Consider the following 20582-nt stretch of genomic DNA (forward strand, 5'->3'; position numbering starts at 1 on the left):
GAGGCAGGATCATGAATGTGAAAGACCCGAAGCCGGTTGCGATCGGCGACGTGAGGCCCGACGCGGGCACCGGCAGCACCGCCGGTGCGACCGGATGGCGTTTCGCGCTGTTCGTCTGTTTTCTCGTCGTGGTGCTCGACGGCTTCAACACGACGTCGATTTCGTTCGTCGTGCCGACGCTCGCGCACGACTGGCAGTTGAGCGCCGCCGCGTTCACGCCGGTGTTCGTCGCGACGAACGTCGGCGCCGCGCTCGGCTTCATCGTGACGGGGCCGCTCGCGCAGCGCTTCGGCCATCGGCTCGTCGGCTTCGCGAGCGTCGTGCTGTTCGGTGGCGCGACATGGCTCACGATGTATGCGGGCAGCGTCGCCGCGCTGTCGGCGATGCGCGTGCTCGCGGCGGTCGGCCTGGGCGCCGCGCTGCCGATCGCAATCTCCGCGTCGGCGTCGATCATCGGCGCACGGCACAAGGTTGCCGCGTCGCTGCTCGTGACGACCGGCATGTCGGTCGGCGCGGTGATCGGCGGTGTCGTCGGCGGCCCGCTGATGCACCGGTTCGGCTGGCAGGCGGTGTTCATGCTCGGCGGCGCGCTGCCGTTCATCGTCGTGCCGGCGTTCTACCGGATCCTGCCGGCCGGTGCGCCGTCGCGCGCCGAGCGTGCGCCGCAGCAGCGCGCGAACCCGGTCAAGGCGCTGTTCGGCGACGGCTTCGCGGCCTACACGGCGCTGCTCTGGCTGTTCTCGTTCCTGATCTTCATGGACGTCTATGCGCTGCTGTTCTGGCTGCCGACGCTGCTGCTGTCGTTCGGCTTTTCGCTCGACCACGCACCGGCCGGGATGGCGGCGTTCAGCATCGGCGGGCTCAGCGGCAACCTGCTGATGACCGCGGCGGTCGCGGCAATGACGCTCGCCGGCACCGTGCGCGTGAAGTCTGCACTGACGGTCGGCATCGTGGTCGTGATCGCGGGTATCGCGACGCTGTCGCATGTTGCCGTTCCGCCGGCGGGCGTGCTGCTGCTGATCGGCGCGATCGGCGCGGGGCTCGTCAACGGGATCATGGGCCAGACCGCGCTGGCGGTCGGCTTCTATCCCGAGCACTTGCGCGCGACCGGCGTCGGCTGGGGCCATGCGCTCGGGCGCGTCGGCTCGTTCGTCGGCCCCGCGATCGGCGGTGCGCTGCTGTCGCTCGGCTGGGCGCCGCGCAGCATCGTGCTGACCGCGATCGTGCCCGCGTGCGCGGCGATCGTCGTGCTCGGCGCGCTGTCGGTCGCCGGGCGCCGTGCTGCTGCGGCTACCGCAGTCACGTCACCGGGCCGCTGATCCGTTCGTGCCGCTTTCCCGTTTCGTTGACTTCATTTCACTTAACTCGATCTGACTCATACCGATGAAAATCATTGCCTATCTCGACGCCGGCCGCACCGCGCTTGGCGTCGTCACCAGCCCGACCCACTTCATCGCGGTCGCGGACGTCGCGCCGGACCTGCCGGCGGACCTGATCGCGATCCTCGAGCACGACCGTGGCCTCGCGCACCTGCGCGAAGCGACCGAAGGCCGCACCGGCGACCGCGCGCTCGCCGACGTGACGCTCAAGCCGTTTCTCAGCCGGCCGAACGCGATGTGGGCGCTCGCGCTGAACTTCAAGAGCCATATCGCCGAGACCGGCCTGCAGACCAACCCCGACTATCCGCATCTGTTCCTGCGCATCCCCGCGTCATACGTCGGCGCGGGCGAGCCGATCGTCGCGCCGCCGGAACCGGTTGCGCGTGCATTCGACTACGAAGGCGAGCTGGGCGTCGTCATCGGCAAGCCGGGGCGTTACATCCCGGTCGAGCGCGCGATGGAGCATGTGGCCGGCTATACGTGCCTGAACGAAGGATCGGTGCGCGAATACCAGATGCACAACCGCCAGTTCGGTCTCGGGAAGAATTTCGAGGCGTCGGGCGCCTACGGTCCGTGGCTGATGACGCCGGACGAATTCGGCGATCCCGCGCGGCATACCGTGCTGACGCGCATCAACGGCGTCGTCCGGCAGCGCGCGCCGCTCGACGACATGCTGATCGACGTCGCGCACACGATCAGCTACCTGAGCCGCGGCTACCGGCTGCGACCGGGCGACCTGATCGCGATGGGCACGCCGGGCGCGCTGAAGCCGCAGCCCGGCGACGTCGAAGGCCAGGACCTGTCGCGCCAGTACGGTCCGTTCCCGACGCCCGGGCTCGTGCACATGCGGCCGGGCGATTCGGTCGAAGTCGAGATCGACGGCCTCGGCGTGCTGCGCAATCCGGTGGTTGCCGATGCGTCGTTCAAGGAGGGGGCGCGATAGCCGGCGCGACAGGCCGACTACGTGGGGCGACAACGGGGGCCGACAAGGGCCGACAACATGGGCCCGGCGCAGCGGCCGGGCCCGATTGTTTCGGGGCGCGGTGAGCGCCCCGCATCGTTCATTCCTGCGAGTTGCCGAGCACGACCGAATGACGGCGGAATTCGCTCGGCGGCACGCCCATGTGTTGCGAGAAGAAGCGTGTGAAATGGCTGTGCTCCTCGAAGCCGAGCTCGTCGGCGATGTCGGCGAGCGGCCGGTCGCTCGAGCCGAGCAGTTGAATCGCATGCGACATGCGCACCCAGTCGATGTAATGCTGCGGCGAGATGCCCATGCAGCGGCGGAACTGCTCGAAGAAGCGCGAGCGCGACAGGCCGACCTGCGCGGCGACCTGCGCGACGCTCGGATTCGGCACCGGCGAGCGCTTGATGAAGTCGAGCGCCTTGCGGATCCGGAAATCGACGGGGCGCGTGGACGGCGCGATGCCCGTCGTCAGCGCCGGATCCGCGAAATCGCGTCCGAGCGCGGACACGAGGTCTTCGAGAATCGGCAGGCCGCCGTCGTCGTGCGCGACGAGGTGGTGGGTGATCGCGGCGGCCAGGCGCTCGACGTGGTGGCGCACGTCCGGCGTGACGACGACCGCAGCCTCCGGAAAGATGCCGGCGGGGCCGCCTTCCGCGAGCTGCAGCCGCGCACGCAGCCAGGACGTCTCGACGACCAGCGACAGGATCAGCGACGGCATGTCGCCGTTCGCGCTTTTCGCGTGCTCGATCCACGGATTCATGCAGATCGCGCGGTCGCTCGTCAGCGTGTATTCGTTGGCGCCGATGCGAAAGCCGCAGTCGGCGCCGCCGAGCTTGAACAGGAACTGGTACTGCGCGTGCGCATGCGCAACGAGCGGGCGGCTGATGAAGTTCACCGTCGCGCGGCCGAAGTCGCCTTGCAGGATCCAGACGGGCTTGTCCGAATCGATCGTCATGGGGGGCATACCGGATTCCTTTCATTGCAGTGCGATGCCACCGTGGCATGCGCATGCCCGTTATGGGGTCGTTGCCGTTCCATCGAACGTTGCAAAGCATAACGAAGCATTCTCAACGCATGTCACTTAATCAAATGAATCGCGGCGCGTCAATCCGTACAAGACACAAGCCGGCCCGAGAGGCGACGGCATGCGGCAGTTTCAGCGCGAATTCCGGACATTTTCGGACGATGCGGCAAGCGACCGCTTCATTCGGTCAACGCGTCGCGCGTCTGTCGCGCGATAGTGAGACCGGCGCGCGGCATCACGCGCATGACGGCACATGGTGAACGAGAAGAGGGGCGATATGGGATGGTTTGAGCACGAAGGCATCCGCTTTGCATATGAAGAGTCTGGTCCGCGGGGTGGGCCCGTCGTGGTCTTCAGCCACGGCTTCCTGATGGACGGCGAGATGTTCCGGCCGAATGTCGACGCGCTGGGGGACGCATTCCGGTGCATCGTGTGGGACCAGCGCGGCTTCGGCGCGACCGGGCCGACCGACCGGCCTTTCAGCTACTGGGATTCCGCGCGCGACCTGATCGGCCTGCTGGATCACCTCGAGATCGCGTCGGCGTCGCTGGTCGGCATGTCGCAGGGCGGGTTCGTGTCGATGCGCGCCGCGCTGCTGGAGCCCGACCGGTTTCGCGCGCTCGCGCTGATCGCGACGCGCAGCGACCGCGACGACCGGTCCGTCATCGAATCGTTCGAGCAGTTGCGGGCCGAATGGGCGCGCAACGGCGGCACGAACGTCGCCGCCAACCTGGCTGCGTTTCTGCTCGGCCCCGACTATCCGGCGTCGGCCTGGACCGAGAAATGGCTGCGCTTGCCGCGTGAGCATTTCGACCATCCGGTCGATGCGCTGACGACGCGGGACGACATCACGAGCCTGCTCGGCGACATCACGCATGCGTCGATCGTCTTCCACGGCAATGCCGACGCGGCGATCGATCCGCGCTGCGGCGAGGCACTTGCCGTGAGGCTGCCGAATTGCAAAGGGCTGGTGAGCGTGGCGGGGGCCGGGCATACGCCGAACCTGACGCACGCGCATCAGGTCAATCCGCCGCTGAGGGACTTCCTGCTGCGTTACGGACGCTGATGGATACGCCGTTTCGTGCGGAGTTGGCCGGCGCCGCGTTGTGGGTCGATGGCGGCGTGGTGGACACGATCGCCTGAGCACGACGTGCGTGGTGCGTGCGACGCGCCGCACGCACACGCGCGCACGCACGCACAATCATGCCGGCCCCATGATGCGGGTGCCGAGCGAGATCCCGAGCTCCGACAGCGACGCGTTGATGCGTCGCTGCGTGCGTTCCCAGCGCGACAGCGCGGCGCCGAACGCCGTCCTTTTCGCCGCCCCGTGCGCCACATCCCGCAGCGCGTCCGCGAGCCCGACCGCGTTGTCGGCCGCTTTCGCGACGCCGGCCGCCGTATGCGGCCGCACGAGGCAGGCCGCATCGCCGAGCAGGACCGCGCGACCGAACGCCATCCGTTCGACGTCGAGATCCAGGATCGCCTGCGCGAACGGCGCGTGCGTCGCGTCGACGAGCGCGGCGAGCGTCGGGGCGAGCAGCCGGCGGCCCGCATCCACGAGTTCGAGCCGGTTGTCGTCGCGCATCGCGCCGGGCGGCAGCGATCCGTCGCGCTGCGTGCCGTCCTGCGCGAGGAACAGCGCCGGCAGCCGGTCGTGCGCGAGACGCCGGTACCAGACCCAGTTCACGCGCCGCTTGCCCGGCTCGACGGTGCCGTCGCGGCCGGGCACCAGATAGGTCAGGAACAGGTGCGCGTCGCCCTGCTGGAACGTGAAGCGGTCGCGCAGCACGTGCAGCACCGCGTCCGGCAGCTCGTGTTCGTCGACGAGCCCGCGCCACGCGACGTAGCCCGCGTAGTCGGGCTGCACGTCGGGCAGCAGTTGCGCGCGCACGCGGGAGCGGCCCCCGTCGGCACCGACGAGCAGCTCCGCCTGCTCGATGCGGCCGCTCGCGAAATGCGCGGTCACGCACGCATCATCCTGCTCGAGCCGGTCGAAGGTCTCGCCCGCGAACACGACGTCCGCGGGCAGCGCGCGCTTGAGCGCGGTGTAGATCACGTTCCATGCGGTCTGGGTCTGCGGCATGCGAAAGCGCTGCACGATCTGGTCGCTTTCGTCGAGGTAGATCCGGTCGATCGAATCGACGCCCGCGTCGCGCGGCACCGGCACGTGCCCGAACGCGAACGCGTTGACGATCGGCGATTGCAGCACGATGCCGCCGCCGCGGCTGTCCAGCTCGTTCGGCGATTGCTCGAACACCTTGACGCGCCAGCCGGTCGCGCGCAGCGCGTGCGCGGTGAAGAGTCCACCCACCGACCCGCCGATCACGATGGCTTGCGGTCCCGATGCGTCGTTCATGCGTCGCTCCTGTCGAGGGCCGGGGCACGTGCATCGTGAGCCCGATCCGGGTTGGCCCTGTCGCCGGCAGGGGCGTGCGTGCGGCCGAGGATCACCCTTCCCAGCCTTGCAGGAAATCCAGCAGCAGCGCATTGACGCGCTCGGGCTGCTCTTCCTGCGGGAGATGCCCGCATTGCGCGATGGGCTCGGCGCGCAGGTTCGTCGCCATGCCTTCCCATACCGATTTCATGTCGAACATCTTGCCGACCGCGTAGAAATCCTCGCCCCAGAGCGCCATGGTCGGACACGCGATCCTGACATCCGCATCGGCGAGGTCCTGTTTGACATCTTCCGCGTTCGCGCGGTAATCCGCCATCGCGCCGCGCACCGCGCCGGGCCGTCGATACGCGCGCACATACGTGTCGAACGCGTCGCCGGAGATCGCATGCGGGTTGTAGCACCAGTCGGAAAAGAAATGGCTGAGCCATTCGGCTTCCTTGCCCGCGATCAGCGTTTCCGGCAGGTCCGGCACCTGATGGAACAGGAAGAACCAGTACGCGCGGGCCGTCTGTGCCGTCATGTTCTGCGCGACGACGCGCGTCGGCACGTTGTCCATCACGACGAGCCGGTCGAGACGCTCAGGATGGTCCTTCGCGAAACGCGTCGCGACGCGCGCGCCGCGATCGTGCCCGACCAGCGCGATGCGGCCGATGCCGAGCGCGTCGAGCAGCGCGGCGAGATCGCGCGCCATGTTGCGCTTGTCGTAGCCGGACGCAGGCTTGTCGCTCTCGCCGTAGCCGCGCAAATCGGGCGCGATCACGCGATAGCGCCGGGCCAGCACGGGAATCTGGAAGCGCCACGCAAAGCTGGTTTCCGGGAAGCCGTGCAGCAGCACGACGACGGGCCCGCTGCCCGCGTCGATGAAATGCTGGCGGATGCCGTTCGCGGTGACGGTGTGATGCGCGATCGCAGGCGAGTCGTGAGTCATGGGCAGGTCCCTGTTCGGATCGGGGCGCGCGGCCGGTGCGGCGGCGCGAATGCTGTTCGAGCATAGGCGAAGCCGCGCGCGAGGTCGCATGAATTGTTCTGAAACGTGTCGAGGCCCGCACGCGCGCGGCAACGCGTTCAGCACTTCAAGACGATTAAGTTGTCGTCCGGCCCCGCACGTCCTCTAATGCGCTGCATGGGTGGCGCAGCGTGCGACGCCCCGGCGCGCGAGAGCCGCCGCTTGCACGCGATGACCCGTGATGACCTGTCCGACCGCCGGAGGAACCGAAACGTGAAGATGCCGCATGTCGATTCGTCCGTCGTGAAGCGCCGCGCGGCGATTGCACGCGATCTGCGCGCGATCGTCGGCGACGAGTGGGTGCTCGACAGCGAAGCGGAACGGCGTCCGTACGAATGCGACGGACTGACCGCGTACAGCGCGTTGCCGCTGCTTGTCGTGCTGCCCGATACGACGGCGCAGGTGAGCCGCGTGCTCGCGTACTGTCACGCGGAGCGCATCAAGGTCGTGCCGCGCGGATCGGGCACGTCGCTGTCCGGCGGCGCGCTGCCCGTCGAGGACGGCATCGTGCTCGGCACCGCCCGGATGAACCGGATCGTCGACATCGACGCCACGAATCGCGTCGCGCGCGTGCAGCCGGGCGTGCAGAACGTGCGGGTCACCGAAGCCGTCCGTTCGCTCGGACTGTGCTACATGCCGGACCCGTCGAGCCAGGCGATCTCGACGATCGGCGGCAATGTCGCCGAGAACTCGGGCGGCGTGCATTGCCTCAAGTATGGCGTCACGTCGAATCACGTCACGGGGCTGGAGGCGGTGCTGATCACGGGCGACGTGATCAGGCCGGGCGGCGCGTTCGTCGGCGGCGCCGACGGCGAGTTCGACCTGTGCGGCGCGCTGATCGGCTCCGAAGGCCTGCTTGCCGTCGTGACGGAGATCACGGTGCGCCTGACGCCCGAGCCGCCGCTCGCGCGCGTGCTGTCGCTCGGCTTTGCCGACGTCGAGCAGGCGAGCCGTTGTGTCGGCGCGATCATCGGCCACGGGATCGTGCCGGCGGGGCTCGAATTCGTCGACCGCAAGGTGATCGACGCGGTCGCATCGCTGCTTGGCGAAGTGCCGCCGCCCGGCGTCGAGGCGCTGCTGCTGTGCGAACTGGACGGCACGGCGGTCGAAGTGGACGCGCTCGCCGCCGAGGTCGAGCGGATCGCGCGCGAAGCGGGCGTCGCGGACCTGCGGATCAGCCGGACCGAAGCCGAACGCGAACGGCTGTGGCGCGGCCGCAAGCTCGCGTTCGGCGCGATGGGCAAGGTGGCCCGCGACATCTACGTGACCGACGGCACGATCCCGCGCGGGCGGCTCGCCGAGATGCTGAGCCGGATCGACAGCCTGTCGAAACGGCACGGGCTCGGCTACGCGAACTGCTTTCACGCGGGCGACGGCAACCTGCATCCGATGGTGCTGTTCGATGCCGCGAAGCCCGGCGACCTGGAGAAAGCCGAGGCATTCGGCGCCGATATCCTGCGGGCGTGCGTCGATCTCGGCGGCGTGCTGAGCGGCGAGCACGGCGTCGGCGTCGAGAAGCGCGACCTGATGGACTATCAGTTCGCGCCGAACGATCTCGCGCAGCAGCAGCGGCTCAAGTGCGCGTTCGATCCGGACGAGCTGCTCAATCCCGGCAAGATGTTTCCGACGCCGTGCCGTTGCGTCGAGCTCGGCCGCATGCGCATCCGCGACGGCAACCTGCGCTTCGCGGACGTGCCGCGCTTCTAGGAAACAGACATGTCCGAGATTGCCGCAGGCACGACCCTCGAGCGCATCCACCCGCGAGACACCGCAGACCTCGTCGACATCATTGCCGATGCGAACCCGCACGCGCGCTCGTTCGAGATCGTCGGTGGCGGCACGAAGCGCGCGTTCGGCGAACCGGTGCGGGCGGATGCGCTGCTCGACCTGTCCGCGATGTCGGGCATCGACTTCTACGAACCCGAGGAACTCGTGATCAAGGTGCGCGCCGGCACGCCGGTTGCGACAGTGCGCGCGGCGCTGGCCGCGCATCGCCAGCAGCTCGCGTTCGAGCCGCCCGACTACGGCGCGTTCTTCGGCGGCGAACTGGAGCGGGACACGATCGGCGGCATCGTGGCCTGCAATCTCGCCGGCCCCCGGCGCATCCTGTCCGGCGCTGCGCGCGACGCGGTGCTGGGCGTGGAGGGCGTGAACGGCCGCGGCGAGGCGTTCAAGGGCGGCGGGCGGACCGTGAAGAACGTGACCGGCTATGACGTGCCGCGCCTGATGACGGGCTCGTTCGGTACCCTGGCCGCGCTCGCGTCGGTCACGCTGAAGGTGCAGCCCGCGTGGCCGGACGAGATCACGCTGCTGGCCGACGGGCTCGACGACGAGACGGCGATCGGCTGGCTCGGCGATGCACTGCGCCTGCCGTTCGAGGTCAGCGCGGCCGCGCACGTCGGCGGCTTCCTCGGCGACCCGCCGACGACCGCATTGCGGCTCGAGGGGTTCGGCGCGTCCGTCGCCGGGCGCCGGACGGAACTCGTGCAGCGCGTCGGCCGCGTTGCGCCGCTGCGCATGATCGACGGCGACGCGAGCCGCACGTTCTGGCGCGCGCTGCGCGACCTGCATGCGTTCGCCGGCGACCGCGACGCGTGCGTGTGGCGTCTGATGCTGCCCGCAACGCACGCGCCGCGCATCGTCGCATCGCTGGGCGGACAAGCGATCTACGACTGGGGCGGCAGCCTCGTGTTCGTCCGGACGGATGCCGCGGGCGTGGCCGCACAGTCCGCAACGCTCCGGCAGGCCGTCGAAGCGGCCGGCGGACAAGCGTGCCTGTTCCGCGCGCCGGCGGCGTTGCGGCGCGAGGTCCGCGCGTTTCATCCGCGCCCGGCCGGACTGCGCGCGCTCGGCGAGCGCGTGCGGCAGACCTTCGATCCGAATTGCGTGCTCAATCCGGGCAGGCTCGAACCCATCGATATGGGAGCAGCGTGACATGAGAACCCGCATCGGCGACGCAGCGCTCGCCGACCCCGACATCGCGCTGTCGAACGACATCATCCGCACCTGCGTGCATTGCGGCACCTGCCTGTCGCACTGCCCGACGTATCAGGTGCGGCACGACGAGAACGACAGCCCGCGCGGCCGCATCGTGCTGATGCGGAACATGTACGAGACGGGCGGCGCGCCCGACCCGAAGACGGTCGAGCATCTCGACCGCTGCCTGACGTGTCTCGCGTGCGAAGCGATCTGCCCGTCGGATGTCCAGTATTCGAAGCTGATCGCGCATGGCCGCGAATACGTCGAGACCCATTACCGCCGGCCGCTCGCGCAGCGCGCGATCCGTCGCGCGCTGACCGTGCTGATCCCGAGCCCGCGCCTGTTCCGCGCTGCGCTGGCGGCGGGCAAGCTGTTCCGCCCGCTGCGCTCGGCGTTTGCCGGGCCGCTGCGGGCGATGCTCGACATGACGCCCGTCGCGCCGCTGCCGGCCGCGAGCGCTGTCGACCGCCCGCAGGTGTTTCCCGCGCAGGGAAAACGCCGCGCACGGGTCAGCCTGCTGAACGGCTGCGTGCAGACCGTGCTGGATCCGGCGATCAACGAAGCGACGATCCGGCTGCTGCAGCGGCACGGCATCGAGGTCGTCGTCGCGCGCGGCGCCGGATGCTGCGGCGCGCCGGCGGAGCACATGGGACTCGACGAGCGCGCGCTGCCGATGGTGAAGGCCAACATCGACGCGTGGCTGCGGGAGGCCGACGGGCCGGACGGGCTCGACGCGATCATCGTCAACACGTCCGGCTGCGGCACGTCGCTGAAGGCCTACGGGCATGCGCTGCGGCTCGATCCGGCATGGAAGGACAAGGCCGCGCGGGTCAGCGCGCTCGCGAAGGACATTTCGGAATTCGTCGCGCCGCTCGGGCTGAAGACGCCGGTCGTGCCGCCCGGGTTACGGGTCGTCTATCACGCCGCGTGCTCGATGCAGCACGGGCAGCGGATCGTGCGGCCGCCGCTCGACCTGTTGCGCGATGCGGGCTTCGACGTCGTGCAGCCGCCGGACAGCTTCATGTGCTGCGGGTCGGCCGGCGTGTACAACCTGCTGCAGCCGGCGATCGCGGGCGAATTGAAACGGCGCAAGGTCGCGGCGATCCGCTCGACCGACGCGGAGATCGCCGCAAGCGGCAACATTGGCTGCATGACCCAGCTCGCGGATGCGGCCGGGATTCCGTTCGTGCATACGGTGCAGCTGCTCGACTGGGCGACGGGCGGTCCGGTGCCCGATGCATTGCGCGACAGCGCCGCCGTGCGCCGGGCCCGGGGTTCCGGCTGACGGCGGCCTCATGTGAAACGGGGGACGGCGGGCATCGGCCATCGGGGCCGGCGTGCGCGTGTCCATGAAGCTTGCTGACACTGGCGAGAAACCGGCGCCCGCGCGGGCGTCGAACAAGGAGCGTGCGATGCGATTTGCAGCCTATGAAAAGGAAGGACGTCGCGGCCTGGCCGTCGAACGGAACGGAAACTGGGCCGGCCTGGCGGCCGGCGACACGGGCTATCCGGGCGACCTGGATGCGTTGCTCGCGCAGGGCGCCGATCTTGCAGCGGTTGCGGAGCGTCTCGCGCGCGGCGTGCCGGTCAAGCTCGACGCGGTGCGGGTGCTGCCGCCGTTCGGGCGGCCGAACAAGATCCTGTGCGTCGGGCTCAACTACGTCGATCACTCGACCGAGACCGGCTTCGCGAAACAGACGTATCCGACCGTGTTCGCGCGGTTCGCGTCGAGCCTGATCGGCCACGGCGAGCCGATCGCGCTGCCGCCGCAGTCGTCGGAGCTCGATTACGAGGGCGAACTGGTCGCCGTGATCGGCACGGGTGGCCGGAATATCGCGCGCGAGCGCGCGCTCGACCACGTCGCCGGCTATTCGCTGTTCAACGACGCGACGCTGCGCGACTATCAATTCCGCACGCCGCAATGGACGATGGGTAAGAACTTCGACGGCACGGGCGCGTTCGGGCCGTGGTTCGTCACGGCCGATGCGCTGCCGCGCGGCTGCAAGGGGCTGAGGATCGAGACGCGCCTGAACGGCGAAGTCGTCCAGCACGCATCGACGTCGGACATGATCTTCGACGTGGAGACGCTGGTCACGCTGCTGAGCGAAGTGATGACGCTGCAGGCCGGCGACGTGATCGTCACCGGCACGCCGGCCGGCATCGGCATGGCGCGCGATCCGCAGCTGTGGATGAAGGCGGGCGACGTGTGCGAGGTCGAGATCGAACGGATCGGCGTGCTGCGCAATCCGGTCGCGAATGCCGCGTCGGCCGCCTGACGCGACGTGGGCTGACGCGCCGGCTGGTCGCCCCTTGTGCCAGCTCGGTCAGTTCGGTCAGCTCCGTCAGCCCCGTCCGGCGCGTCAGGGGTATCGGCAGTGCGTCACGCGCGCTTGCGGCGCGCACCCGGCGCGCCGCCGCCAGCGAGCTGCTTCAGCGCGGCCGGCGTGCCGTGCAGGAACGCGTCGATCTGCCGCTCGATCTCGGTGTCGAGGTCGTCCGGCACCGGCAGGCCGTAGACCCACTTCCTGACGCCCAGGTAGAAGATGCTCGCGTGCAGGCTCCAGATCAGTTCGATTTCCGCGTCGCGCTGCGCGGCCGACGCCGGCGTGACGATGTCGTACGCGTGCCGCAACTCGCGCAGCACGGGCAGGAACACGCGTTCCCGGAGCCGCGACAGGTAGCGCGTGTTGAAGCCTTCGCGGCTCAGCCCCGCGAAGATGAACGTGCGGATCCATTCGCGCCGCAGGATCGTCTGCGCATACGAGCGGTAGAACGTGACGAGCCGTTCCTGCAGCGGGATCGAGCGGTCGGCGATCAGTTTTTCCCACTCGGGATTCCACGTGTAGACCTCGTCGTACACGCGATCGATCAGCGCTTCCTTGCTCGGGAAGTAGCGATACAGCAGCGGCTGCGTGACGCCGATCTGGCGCGCGAGTTCGCGCGTGCTGCCGGAGAAGCCGTGCGTCGCGAAGTGCTCGACGGCCTTCTCGACGATCTGCCGCTCGCGCGCCTCGGGCGTGAGTCTGCGGCCCGGCGGGACCGCGGTGCCGGGGGTGTCCGTCTCCTGTTTGACGGACGACGTGCTGCGCTTGCGTTCGCTCATGCATGGGCTCCTGACAACGGGCATTCTTAACTATCGATCGAAAAATAGCAAGGCGCGGCCGAATTCGGCGGATTCAGAAAAATTCAGTGCGTGACCATGACTTTAAGAATGGCTTTCACTAGTCTGGCTCCCGAACCGCCACATCGGCCCGGCGCGATGCAATCCGGCTTGCCGGGCAGGGTGGCGAAACCGGAGTGGACCATGCCCTATTTGATCTCGCTGGCTGCAGGCATCGTCGTCGGCCTGCTGTATTCCCTGGTGCGCGTGCAATCGCCCGCGCCGCCGCTGATCGCGCTGATGGGCCTGCTCGGCATCGTGCTCGGCGAGCACGCGATCCCGTTCGTGCAGGCGCAGCTTCGGCCGCCGACTGCGCAGGTGCAGCAGGCGCCCGCCGACGTCAACTGCCCGGGCACCGCGCCGTGCAGCAAGGACAAGTAAGCACGGCCAGCGCGGCCGCGGCGAAGTCCGACCGCGTGCGCGGCGAGGATACGTTTCTCGCATCGATCGCGGGCTACGTCGACACGCTCGGCTTCGTCGCGCTGTTCGGCCTGTTCACCGCGCACGTCACCGGCAATTTCATCCTGATCGGCTCGGGCCTCGCGGGCGCCGGGAACGGCCTCGCGATCAAGTGGCTCGCGTTTCCCGCGTTCATTGCGGGGATCGTCGGCGCGCGCGTGCTGGACCACCGCATGCTTGCGCACGGACACGGCGCGCGCGCCCGTGCGCTGTATGCGCTGCAGGCCGTGCTGCTGGCGGCCTTCATGCTCGCGGGCGTGCTGTCGTCGCCGGTCGGCGACGCGGACGCGCCGCTGACGATCGCATGCGGCCTGCTCGGCGCGGCGGCGATGGGCGTGCAGAACGCGCACGGACGGCTGACCGCCCGCTCGGTCGTCGCGAACACCGTGATGACGGGCAACGTCACGCAGGCCGTCATCGATGCGTTCGACTGGCTCGTGCCGCTCGCCGCGCCAGCCGATCGCGACGCGGCGCGCGCGAGGTTGTGGCGCACGCTGCCGCCGGTCGCCGGCTTCGCGCTCGGCGCGCTCGCGGGCGCCACGGGCTATCTGCTCGCGTCGTTCTGGGCGCTGGCGCTGCCGCTCGCGGCGCTGGTCTTCCTCGCGTACCAGTCAGGCAGGCCGGCAGCGCGGCCGCTACTGCGCTGAAACCGGTGCAGCATGTCGCTGCACGCATTGACAATAAGGAGAACTAGATGAGTTCAGTGAATGTGCGAAGCGTGCTTCGTATTGCACGTATCGCGGCGGTGTCGATGGCGATGCTCGGCGCGGTGTCGACCGTGACGCCGGCGCTCGCCGACGTCACGCATCTCGATACCGGCGCCGCGCGCATGCCGGTCGTGTCGGTCGGTTCGCAATACTCGACGACGCACGTGTACGTGCCCGGCGAGCAGATCGACGCGTTCGTGGACAGCTTCATCGCGACGTTCGGCGGCAAGGCGTCGCAACGCGCGGTCTTCACGGTCACGCCGACGCCGAGCAAGACGGCATCGCAGTATGTGCAGACGCCGGTCGGGATGCTGTCGGTGTTCGCGTTCGAGACGCCCGTGCCTTATCCGTTCGGCAGCGAGCGCACCGGCTATCTCGTCACCGACATGGATCAGGCCGTGCGCGCGGCACGCAGCGCGGGCGCCGACGTGATCGTCGACACGTTCGACGATCCGATCGGCAAGGATGCGGTGATCCAGTGGCCGGGCGGTCTCACGATGCAGCTGTACTGGCACACGAAGGCGCCGACGTACGGGCCGCTCGAGCGGGTGCCGGACAACCGCGTCTATGTGTCGCCGTACATGGCCGACAGCTTCATCAAGCGTTACGTGCGCTTCTCGCACGGCACCGTCGTGTCCGACAGCCGTCGTGCGGACGGCGCCGAAATCGGCCGTCCGGGCGACAAGATCCGGCGGGTGCGGATCCGCTCGGGCTTCGGCAACATGCTCGTGTTCGTCACCGACGGCCGCCTGCCTTATCCGTACGGCCGCGAGGTGACCGGCTATCAGGTCGCGGATCTCGACGCGACGCTCGCGAAGGCGCGCAGCGCCGGCGTGAAGGTGCTGTCCGAGCCGAATACGGCCGTCGAAGGCCGCACGGCGATGGTCGAGTTTCCCGGCGGCTATATCGCCGAGATCCACGAGCAGACGAAGTAACGGGGCGCCGGCCGATGTCGAGTGTATGGCAACAGACGCTGTCGGGCGTCGTGCTGGCGGGCAGCCTGCTGACGCAGTGCGGCGGTGCGTCCGCCGCGCAGGAGGCAGGCGCCGCCGACGCGGCCGCGCCGCCGGTGTGCGGTACGAAACGGCCTTCGGTGATGTTCAACCGCTGGCAGGAAAACTGGTCGGCGCTCGCCGATCCGTGCGTACCGCGCAAGCCGTTCGACGCGCTGAAGTACGTGCCGCTGGGCGGCGATCCGTCCACCTATCTGTCGCTCGGCGCGAACCTGCGCGAGCGCTTCGAGCTGAACAACGCGCCGCTGTTCGGCCTCGGCGGCGCGCACGACGACAACTACGTGATCCAGCGCACCGAAGTGCATGCGGACCTGCGATACCGCGGACATCTGCAGGCGTTCGTCCAGTTTGCCGATGCACGGCCGTTCGGCAAGGACACCGTGTCGCCGGTGGACCGGAATACGCTCGACATCGAGCAGGCGTTCGTCGCCTATGTCGACCGGATCGGCGGCGGCACATTCAAGACGCGCGTCGGCCGCCAGCAGATGGCGTTCGACCTGCAGCGTTTCGTGTCGGTGCGGGATGGCCCGAACGTGCGCCAGTCGTTTGATGCGCTGTGGGCCGACTATGAAATCGGCAAGTGGCGCCTGATCGGCTACGTGACGCGCCCGGTGCAGGTGCGCAACGACGCGGTGTTCGACGACGTGTCGAACCGGCACCTGAGATTCGACGGCGTGCGCATCGAGCACTCGGCCGTCGGGCCCGGCGAACTGTCGGGCTACTGGTCCCGCTACACGCGGGACAACGCGCGTTTCATCGGCGCGGCCGGCACGGAGCGGCGCGACGTGTTCGACCTGCGCTATGCGGGGAAGGCGGGCGGGTTCGACTGGGACGCCGAGACGATGTTCCAGACAGGACGCGTCGGGCAGGACACGATCGGTGCATGGGCGTTCGGCATCCTGAGCGGCTATACGCTGGCGTCGACGGCGGGCAGGGCGCGCGTCGGCCTGCAGATCGACGGCGCATCCGGCGACACGCATCCTGGCGACGGACGGGTGGGGACCTTCAATCCGCTGTTTCCGAACGGCTATTACTTCACGCTTGCCGGCTATACGGGCTACAGCAACCTGATTCACGTGAAGCCGTCGCTGACGTTCAGGGCCACGCCGACGGTCACGCTGCTGACCGCGGTCGGGTTCCAGTGGCGCGCGACAACCGCGGATTCGATCTACGCGCAGGGAATGATGGCCGTGCCGGGCACGGCCGGCAAGGGCAACGCGTATACCGGCATGTATGCGCAGGTGCGCGCGGACTGGGCCGTCAATGCGAACGTCGCGCTGGCCGTCGAGGCCGTTCACTTCGAGGTCGGCAGTTCGATTCGTGCGCTCGGCGCACGCAACGCCGACTATGTCGGCGTCGAGGCGAAGTTCGGTTGGTGAGGTCCGCCGGCGCGGTTGGCGGGCACAGCGGGCGGGATTCGGCGAACATTCGCCTGCCAGCGCGGCGCGGCCGGGTTGCCGCACGCGCGTCGCGGCATCAGCCCGGCGCGCTCGCAAGCGACGCGACGAAATCGATGAACGCGGTCACGCGCTTCGAGCCGCGCTGGTTCGGCAGATAGAGCGCGCTGATGACCGAGCGCGCCGTGTCGGGCGTCACGTCGTACTGCTCGAACAGCTTGCGCAGCCGGCCCGACTGGATGTCCGCGTCGACGAGCCAGTCGGGCAGCAGCGCGATGCCGGCGCCGTCGAGCGCGGCGTCGCGCAGCACTTCGGTGTGATTCGACTTGAGGCGCCCCGACACGATCACCTTCGTTGTGCCGTGCGCGTCCGCAAACGTCCACGTCTGCTGATCGCCGCCGAACTGAAAACGCAGGCACGAATGATCGACCAGTTCGGTCGGCGTGGCCGGCGTGCCGTGCGCGTCCAGATAGTTGTGGCTCGCGACCACGTAGCGTCGGAGCGTGCTCAGTTGCCGCGCGACGACGTCCGCCGACGGCGCCGCTTCGCCGAGCCGGATCGCGACGTCGATCCGGTCGACGACGAGATCGACGCGCTGGTCGGTGAGCTGGATATCGAGGTCGAGCTTCGGGTAGCGCGCGAGGAACGCCGACACATGCGGCGTGATGCAGCGGATGCCGTACACGACCGGCACGGACACGCGCAGCGGCCCGGATGGCTCGTCGCCGCGATCGGCGACCAGCGCGTCGGCATCGGCCAGGTCCTCGAGCAGCTGCTTCGCCCTCGCGTAATAGACGGCGCCCGCGTCGGACAGCGTCACTTGCCGGGTGGTCCGGTTCAGCAGCACGGTGCCGAGCGACGCCTCGAGCGCGTCCACCGCCCGCACGACGGACGACGCCGCAAGATCGAGGCGCCGCCCCGCGCTCGAGAAGCCGCCGGCTTCCGCCACTTCCACGAATGCGCGCAGCGCGGAAAACTTGTCCATGTTGTCGCCCTTGTTCGCCTTTATTCGCCTTTGTTCGAGCCGCAATGTTGCGTTTCATGCGGTTCGCATTCTATCGCCGGGCCGCCTGATGCGCTGGCTGCGCACGAATGGGCCGGATATTCAGGACGTTTCATATCTGGCTCAGGATTTTTGGGCCGGCGCCGACTAAGCTCGTTATCGTGACGAACCGCGCCCGCCGGCCGGCGGCGCGGTTCGTCGACCTGTGGCGCAACCGGTGCCGCTGTGTGCGCGTGTGCGCCGGACGCACACCGCGACCCCGCGCCGTCGCGCGATCGAACCGAACGCGCACCGCGAACCCGCGCCGCCGTCGCGACCGAACCTGACACGTACCGCCGTGCAACGAGGACGAGGCCATGACCGACCATTCCGCTCCTGACGCGCCCGATCTCTCCACGCCTGACGGGCCCGACGCCCCCGCGCGATCCGATCTGGACGCGCCGTACTCGTCGCTCGAATTCCGGCGGCACCAGATGTTTCCGCGCCTGTCGCCGGCGGAGATCGGCAGCCTGCAGCGCTTCGCGCGGCCGATGTCGTTCGCGGCCGGCGACCGCATCTTCGAAACGGGCCGCGTCGCGCTCGGGCTGTTCGTGCTGCTGCGCGGCAAGGTCCGGGTCTGCACGCGCGACCGGCTCGGACGCTCGACGCTCGTCATCGAGCACGAGGCGGGGAATTTCATGGCCGAGATGGCGCAGCTGTCCGGCAAGCCGTCGCTGGTCGATGCCATCGCGCTGACGGATTGCGACACGCTCGTCGTCGAGCCCGAGCAGTTGCGCGCGCTGATCGTCGCGGACGCGCTGCTCGGCGAGCACATCATGCGCGCGCTGATCCTGCGCCGCCTCGGCCTGATCGAGAAAGGGGTCGGGCCGATCATCGTCGGCGACAGCACGGATGCCCGGCTGGTCAGGCTGCAAGGGTTTCTGCGCCGCAATGCGCACCCGGCGGCCGTGCTCGACGTGCGGCACGACAGCGCGGCAGTCAAGCTGCTCGCCGGCATCGCGGCGGGGCCGGCGGATTTTCCGATCGTGTTCTGCCCGAACGGCTCCGTGCTGCGCGCGCCCGACGAGGTGCAGCTCGCCACCTGCCTCGGGCTCGTGCCGACCTTCGAGCCCGGCCGCCACTACGACGTCGCGATCGTCGGCGCGGGCCCGGCGGGGCTTGCCGCGGCCGTCTATGCGGCGACGGAGGGGCTTGCCGTCGCCGTGTTCGACCTGCGCGCGCCCGGCGGGCAAGCCGGCGCGAGCGCGCGCATCGAAAACTATCTCGGCTTCCCGACCGGCATCTCGGGGCAGGCGCTCGCGGCGCGCGCGTTCCAGCAGGCGCTGAAATTCGGCGCGCATCTGGCGATTCCGGTGCGGGTCGAAGCGGTGCGCCGGCAAGCGACGCATCTCGAGCTGACGCTGTCCGACGGACAGCGCATCGGCGCGCGCACCGTGGTGATTGCGAGCGGTGCGGCCTATCGCCGGCCGTCGGTGCCCGATCTCGCGCATTTCGAAGGGCGGGGCACGTATTACTGGGCGTCCCCGATCGAGGGCCGGCTCGTGAGAGGGCAGGACATCGTGCTGATCGGCGGCGGCAATTCGGCCGGCCAGGCGATCGTGTTCCTCGCCAATTTCGCGCGCAGCATCCGCGTGCTGATTCGCGGCGACGATCTCGGCGCGAGCATGTCCCGCTACCTCGTCGACCGGATCGGCGCGTTGCCGAACGTGCAGGTCTGCCGCGGCTGCACGCTCGAGGGCCTCGACGGCGACGACTGCGGGCTGACCGGCATCCGGATTCGCCGCGACGGCGAAGTCGAAGCGATCGCGACGCGCCATCTGTTCCTGTTCATCGGCGCCGATCCGAGGACCGACTGGCTCGCGTCGAGCGGCGTCGAGCTCGACGACCGGGGCTTCGTGATGACGGGCGTCGCGCAAGACGGCGGGCGGCTGCCGCTCGAAACCAGCGTGCCGGGGATGTTCGCGATCGGCGACGTGCGGTCCGAGTCGGCCAAGCGCGTCGCGTCCGCAGTCGGCGACGGCGCGGCCGTCGTCAGCCAGATCCACACGACGCTCGCGGGCCTGGACGCCAGCGCACACGAACGGAGCGCAACATGACGCGTCGCAACGGGTGGACGATCGCGAATCGCATCGGGCTCGCACTGCTGATCGCATGGGGCATCGGCGTGTGGGCGTCGGTCGGCTTCGCAACCGCGCACCGCGCCGGCAACCAGGCGCCGGGCTTTTATCGGCAGAAGGTCGGCGACGTCGAAGTGATCGCGCTGTCCGACGGCACGCATCCGTTTCCGATCGATACGGTCATGCGCGGCATATCGAAGGACGAGATCAAGCGCGACCTCGATCGCGAATTTCTCGAGCAGCCCGTGCAGGGATCGATCAATGCGTTCCTGGTCGACACGGGCTTGAAGCGGATCCTGATCGATTCGGGCGCCGGCGTGCTGTATGGCGACTGCTGCGGCAAGCTGGTCGCCAACCTGCGCGCGGCCGGCTACGTACCGGAGCAAATCGACGAAGTGTGGCTGACGCACCTGCACAAGGATCACGTCGGCGGCATCGTCTCGCACGGCCAGATGACGTTTCCGAATGCGATCGTCAGGACGAGCGAGGCCGAGGCGAACTACTGGCTCGATCCCGACAACAAGGCGCGCGCACCGGAATTCCTGGGGTCCTTTTTCGACGCGGCGGCCGCGTCGGTCGCACCGTACATCGCGGCAGGGCGCTTCAGGACCTTCAGCGGCGACGCGACGCTCGCGCCGGGCATCCGCAGCGTGCCGATGCCGGGCCATACGCCGGGTCATACGGCGTATCTGATCGAGAGCGGTTCGGACGGACTGCTCGTGTGGGGCGACATCGTGCACGTCGCGGCGATCCAGTTGCAGGACCCCGACGCGACCGTTCAGTACGACAGCGACGGCGCGGCCGCGCAGCGCACGCGTCGCGATGCGCTGAAGCGTGTCGCGGACAAGCGGTATCTGGTCGCCGCCGCGCACATTGCATTTCCGGGGTTCGGGCATCTGCGCCGGGATGGCGCGCAGTACGATTGGGTGCCGGTCAACTACGACGCGACGCCGCTGCCCTGACGGCGCCGCCGCCGCGC

The 20582-nt window shown here is 69.0% G+C and carries 19 protein-coding genes; 14 read left to right on the forward strand and 5 right to left on the reverse strand.

Annotation, left to right across the window (positions count from 1 at the left end; all coding sequences use genetic code 11):
- Nucleotides 1-11: 11 nt before the first annotated feature.
- The gene (locus ACV229_RS20830; RefSeq protein WP_448084990.1) at nucleotides 12-1319 is read left to right on the forward strand and encodes an MFS transporter; all 1308 of its coding nucleotides are present in this window, start codon (nucleotides 12-14) and stop codon (nucleotides 1317-1319) included.
- Between the two features lie 64 nt (nucleotides 1320-1383).
- Nucleotides 1384-2322, forward strand: a complete 939-nt coding sequence (locus ACV229_RS20835; RefSeq protein WP_448084991.1) for a fumarylacetoacetate hydrolase family protein — start codon at nucleotides 1384-1386, stop codon at nucleotides 2320-2322.
- A gap of 118 nt (nucleotides 2323-2440) precedes the next feature.
- On the opposite strand, the gene ACV229_RS20840 is transcribed toward ACV229_RS20835, so the two are convergent.
- Nucleotides 2441-3307 carry a helix-turn-helix domain-containing protein gene (locus ACV229_RS20840; protein ID WP_448084992.1) on the reverse strand — a complete coding sequence of 289 codons (867 nt, stop codon included), beginning with the start codon at nucleotides 3305-3307 and terminating at the stop codon, nucleotides 2441-2443.
- Nucleotides 3308-3713: 406 nt separating this feature from the next.
- On the opposite strand from ACV229_RS20840, the gene ACV229_RS20845 reads away from it, so the two are divergent.
- Nucleotides 3714-4433 (forward strand): alpha/beta fold hydrolase, encoded by a 720-nt coding sequence (locus tag ACV229_RS20845; protein WP_448084993.1) that lies wholly within the window; start codon nucleotides 3714-3716, stop codon nucleotides 4431-4433.
- Between the two features lie 135 nt (nucleotides 4434-4568).
- Here ACV229_RS20845 and ACV229_RS20850 read toward each other — a convergent pair whose 3' ends face one another.
- The gene (locus ACV229_RS20850; RefSeq protein ID WP_448084994.1) at nucleotides 4569-5723 is read right to left on the reverse strand and encodes an FAD binding domain-containing protein; all 1155 of its coding nucleotides are present in this window, start codon (nucleotides 5721-5723) and stop codon (nucleotides 4569-4571) included.
- 91 nt (nucleotides 5724-5814) lie between these two features.
- Complete coding sequence (locus tag ACV229_RS20855) at nucleotides 5815-6690, reverse strand: alpha/beta fold hydrolase (RefSeq protein ID WP_448084995.1); 876 nt, start codon at nucleotides 6688-6690, stop codon at nucleotides 5815-5817.
- A gap of 297 nt (nucleotides 6691-6987) precedes the next feature.
- Here ACV229_RS20855 and ACV229_RS20860 point away from each other — a divergent pair, with 297 nt between their 5' ends.
- The 4 genes from ACV229_RS20860 to ACV229_RS20875 all read left to right on the forward strand — a co-directional run bounded on the left by ACV229_RS20860 (nucleotide 6988) and on the right by ACV229_RS20875 (nucleotide 12023).
- On the forward strand, nucleotides 6988-8475 hold the full coding sequence (locus tag ACV229_RS20860) for an FAD-linked oxidase C-terminal domain-containing protein (RefSeq protein WP_448085131.1): 1488 nt from the start codon (nucleotides 6988-6990) through the stop codon (nucleotides 8473-8475).
- A gap of 9 nt (nucleotides 8476-8484) precedes the next feature.
- Complete coding sequence (gene glcE / locus ACV229_RS20865; protein WP_448084996.1) at nucleotides 8485-9702, forward strand: glycolate oxidase subunit GlcE; 1218 nt, start codon at nucleotides 8485-8487, stop codon at nucleotides 9700-9702.
- A gap of 1 nt (nucleotide 9703) precedes the next feature.
- Complete coding sequence (gene glcF, locus ACV229_RS20870) at nucleotides 9704-11032, forward strand: glycolate oxidase subunit GlcF (RefSeq protein ID WP_448084997.1); 1329 nt, start codon at nucleotides 9704-9706, stop codon at nucleotides 11030-11032.
- Between the two features lie 127 nt (nucleotides 11033-11159).
- The gene (locus ACV229_RS20875) at nucleotides 11160-12023 is read left to right on the forward strand and encodes a fumarylacetoacetate hydrolase family protein (protein WP_448084998.1); all 864 of its coding nucleotides are present in this window, start codon (nucleotides 11160-11162) and stop codon (nucleotides 12021-12023) included.
- Nucleotides 12024-12127: 104 nt separating this feature from the next.
- Here ACV229_RS20875 and ACV229_RS20880 read toward each other — a convergent pair whose 3' ends face one another.
- Nucleotides 12128-12850 carry a TetR/AcrR family transcriptional regulator gene (locus ACV229_RS20880; protein ID WP_448084999.1) on the reverse strand — a complete coding sequence of 241 codons (723 nt, stop codon included), beginning with the start codon at nucleotides 12848-12850 and terminating at the stop codon, nucleotides 12128-12130.
- Nucleotides 12851-13051: 201 nt separating this feature from the next.
- Here ACV229_RS20880 and ACV229_RS20885 point away from each other — a divergent pair, with 201 nt between their 5' ends.
- From ACV229_RS20885 to ACV229_RS20900, 4 genes are read left to right on the forward strand one after another with little or no spacing between them, the layout of a single operon-like run.
- Nucleotides 13052-13288: a DUF1427 family protein gene (locus ACV229_RS20885; protein WP_448085000.1), complete on the forward strand. Its 237-nt coding sequence runs from the start codon at nucleotides 13052-13054 to the stop codon at nucleotides 13286-13288.
- The gene (locus tag ACV229_RS20890) at nucleotides 13270-14013 is read left to right on the forward strand and encodes a YoaK family protein (protein ID WP_448085001.1); all 744 of its coding nucleotides are present in this window, start codon (nucleotides 13270-13272) and stop codon (nucleotides 14011-14013) included. Before ACV229_RS20885 ends, ACV229_RS20890 begins: the two co-directional genes overlap by 19 nt.
- A 47-nt stretch (nucleotides 14014-14060) precedes the next feature.
- On the forward strand, nucleotides 14061-15008 hold the full coding sequence (locus ACV229_RS20895) for a VOC family protein (protein WP_448085002.1): 948 nt from the start codon (nucleotides 14061-14063) through the stop codon (nucleotides 15006-15008).
- Nucleotides 15009-15022: 14 nt separating this feature from the next.
- Nucleotides 15023-16465, forward strand: a complete 1443-nt coding sequence (locus ACV229_RS20900) for an alginate export family protein (RefSeq protein WP_448085003.1) — start codon at nucleotides 15023-15025, stop codon at nucleotides 16463-16465.
- Between the two features lie 97 nt (nucleotides 16466-16562).
- Here the strand turns inward: ACV229_RS20900 and ACV229_RS20905 are convergent, their stop codons facing one another.
- Nucleotides 16563-17468, reverse strand: coding sequence for a LysR family transcriptional regulator (locus ACV229_RS20905; protein ID WP_448085004.1), 906 nt, complete (start codon nucleotides 17466-17468; stop codon nucleotides 16563-16565).
- On the opposite strand from ACV229_RS20905, the gene ACV229_RS20910 reads away from it, so the two are divergent.
- The 3 genes from ACV229_RS20910 (at nucleotide 17467) to ACV229_RS20920 (ending at nucleotide 20565) form a co-directional block, all read left to right on the forward strand.
- Nucleotides 17467-17637 carry a hypothetical protein gene (locus ACV229_RS20910; protein WP_448085005.1) on the forward strand — a complete coding sequence of 57 codons (171 nt, stop codon included), beginning with the start codon at nucleotides 17467-17469 and terminating at the stop codon, nucleotides 17635-17637. The two genes, ACV229_RS20905 and ACV229_RS20910, sit on opposite strands and share 2 nt — an antisense overlap.
- A 205-nt stretch (nucleotides 17638-17842) precedes the next feature.
- The gene (locus tag ACV229_RS20915) at nucleotides 17843-19582 is read left to right on the forward strand and encodes an FAD-dependent oxidoreductase (RefSeq protein ID WP_448085006.1); all 1740 of its coding nucleotides are present in this window, start codon (nucleotides 17843-17845) and stop codon (nucleotides 19580-19582) included.
- Nucleotides 19579-20565 (forward strand): MBL fold metallo-hydrolase, encoded by a 987-nt coding sequence (locus ACV229_RS20920; protein WP_448085007.1) that lies wholly within the window; start codon nucleotides 19579-19581, stop codon nucleotides 20563-20565. Before ACV229_RS20915 ends, ACV229_RS20920 begins: the two co-directional genes overlap by 4 nt.
- Nucleotides 20566-20582 lie beyond the last annotated feature (17 nt).

It is taken from the genome of Burkholderia sp. MR1-5-21 (assembly GCF_053427715.1).

Excerpts from the sequence above, each read along its gene's own strand:
- ACV229_RS20830 (WP_448084990.1), top strand. The coding sequence starts at position 12 with ATGAATGTGAAAGACCCGAAGCCGGTTGCGATCGGCGACGTGAGGCCC.
- ACV229_RS20835 (WP_448084991.1), top strand. The coding sequence starts at position 1,384 with ATGAAAATCATTGCCTATCTCGACGCCGGCCGCACCGCGCTTGGCGTC.
- ACV229_RS20840 (WP_448084992.1), bottom strand. The coding sequence starts at position 3,307 with ATGCCCCCCATGACGATCGATTCGGACAAGCCCGTCTGGATCCTGCAA.
- ACV229_RS20850 (WP_448084994.1), bottom strand. The coding sequence starts at position 5,723 with ATGAACGACGCATCGGGACCGCAAGCCATCGTGATCGGCGGGTCGGTG.
- ACV229_RS20855 (WP_448084995.1), bottom strand. The coding sequence starts at position 6,690 with ATGACTCACGACTCGCCTGCGATCGCGCATCACACCGTCACCGCGAAC.
- ACV229_RS20860 (WP_448085131.1), top strand. The coding sequence starts at position 6,988 with ATGCCGCATGTCGATTCGTCCGTCGTGAAGCGCCGCGCGGCGATTGCA.
- glcE (WP_448084996.1), top strand. The coding sequence starts at position 8,485 with ATGTCCGAGATTGCCGCAGGCACGACCCTCGAGCGCATCCACCCGCGA.
- glcF (WP_448084997.1), top strand. The coding sequence starts at position 9,704 with ATGAGAACCCGCATCGGCGACGCAGCGCTCGCCGACCCCGACATCGCG.
- ACV229_RS20875 (WP_448084998.1), top strand. The coding sequence starts at position 11,160 with ATGCGATTTGCAGCCTATGAAAAGGAAGGACGTCGCGGCCTGGCCGTC.
- ACV229_RS20880 (WP_448084999.1), bottom strand. The coding sequence starts at position 12,850 with ATGAGCGAACGCAAGCGCAGCACGTCGTCCGTCAAACAGGAGACGGAC.
- ACV229_RS20885 (WP_448085000.1), top strand. The coding sequence starts at position 13,052 with ATGCCCTATTTGATCTCGCTGGCTGCAGGCATCGTCGTCGGCCTGCTG.
- ACV229_RS20895 (WP_448085002.1), top strand. The coding sequence starts at position 14,061 with ATGAGTTCAGTGAATGTGCGAAGCGTGCTTCGTATTGCACGTATCGCG.
- ACV229_RS20900 (WP_448085003.1), top strand. The coding sequence starts at position 15,023 with ATGTCGAGTGTATGGCAACAGACGCTGTCGGGCGTCGTGCTGGCGGGC.
- ACV229_RS20910 (WP_448085005.1), top strand. The coding sequence starts at position 17,467 with ATGTTGTCGCCCTTGTTCGCCTTTATTCGCCTTTGTTCGAGCCGCAAT.
- ACV229_RS20905 (WP_448085004.1), bottom strand. The coding sequence starts at position 17,468 with ATGGACAAGTTTTCCGCGCTGCGCGCATTCGTGGAAGTGGCGGAAGCC.
- ACV229_RS20915 (WP_448085006.1), top strand. The coding sequence starts at position 17,843 with ATGACCGACCATTCCGCTCCTGACGCGCCCGATCTCTCCACGCCTGAC.
- ACV229_RS20920 (WP_448085007.1), top strand. The coding sequence starts at position 19,579 with ATGACGCGTCGCAACGGGTGGACGATCGCGAATCGCATCGGGCTCGCA.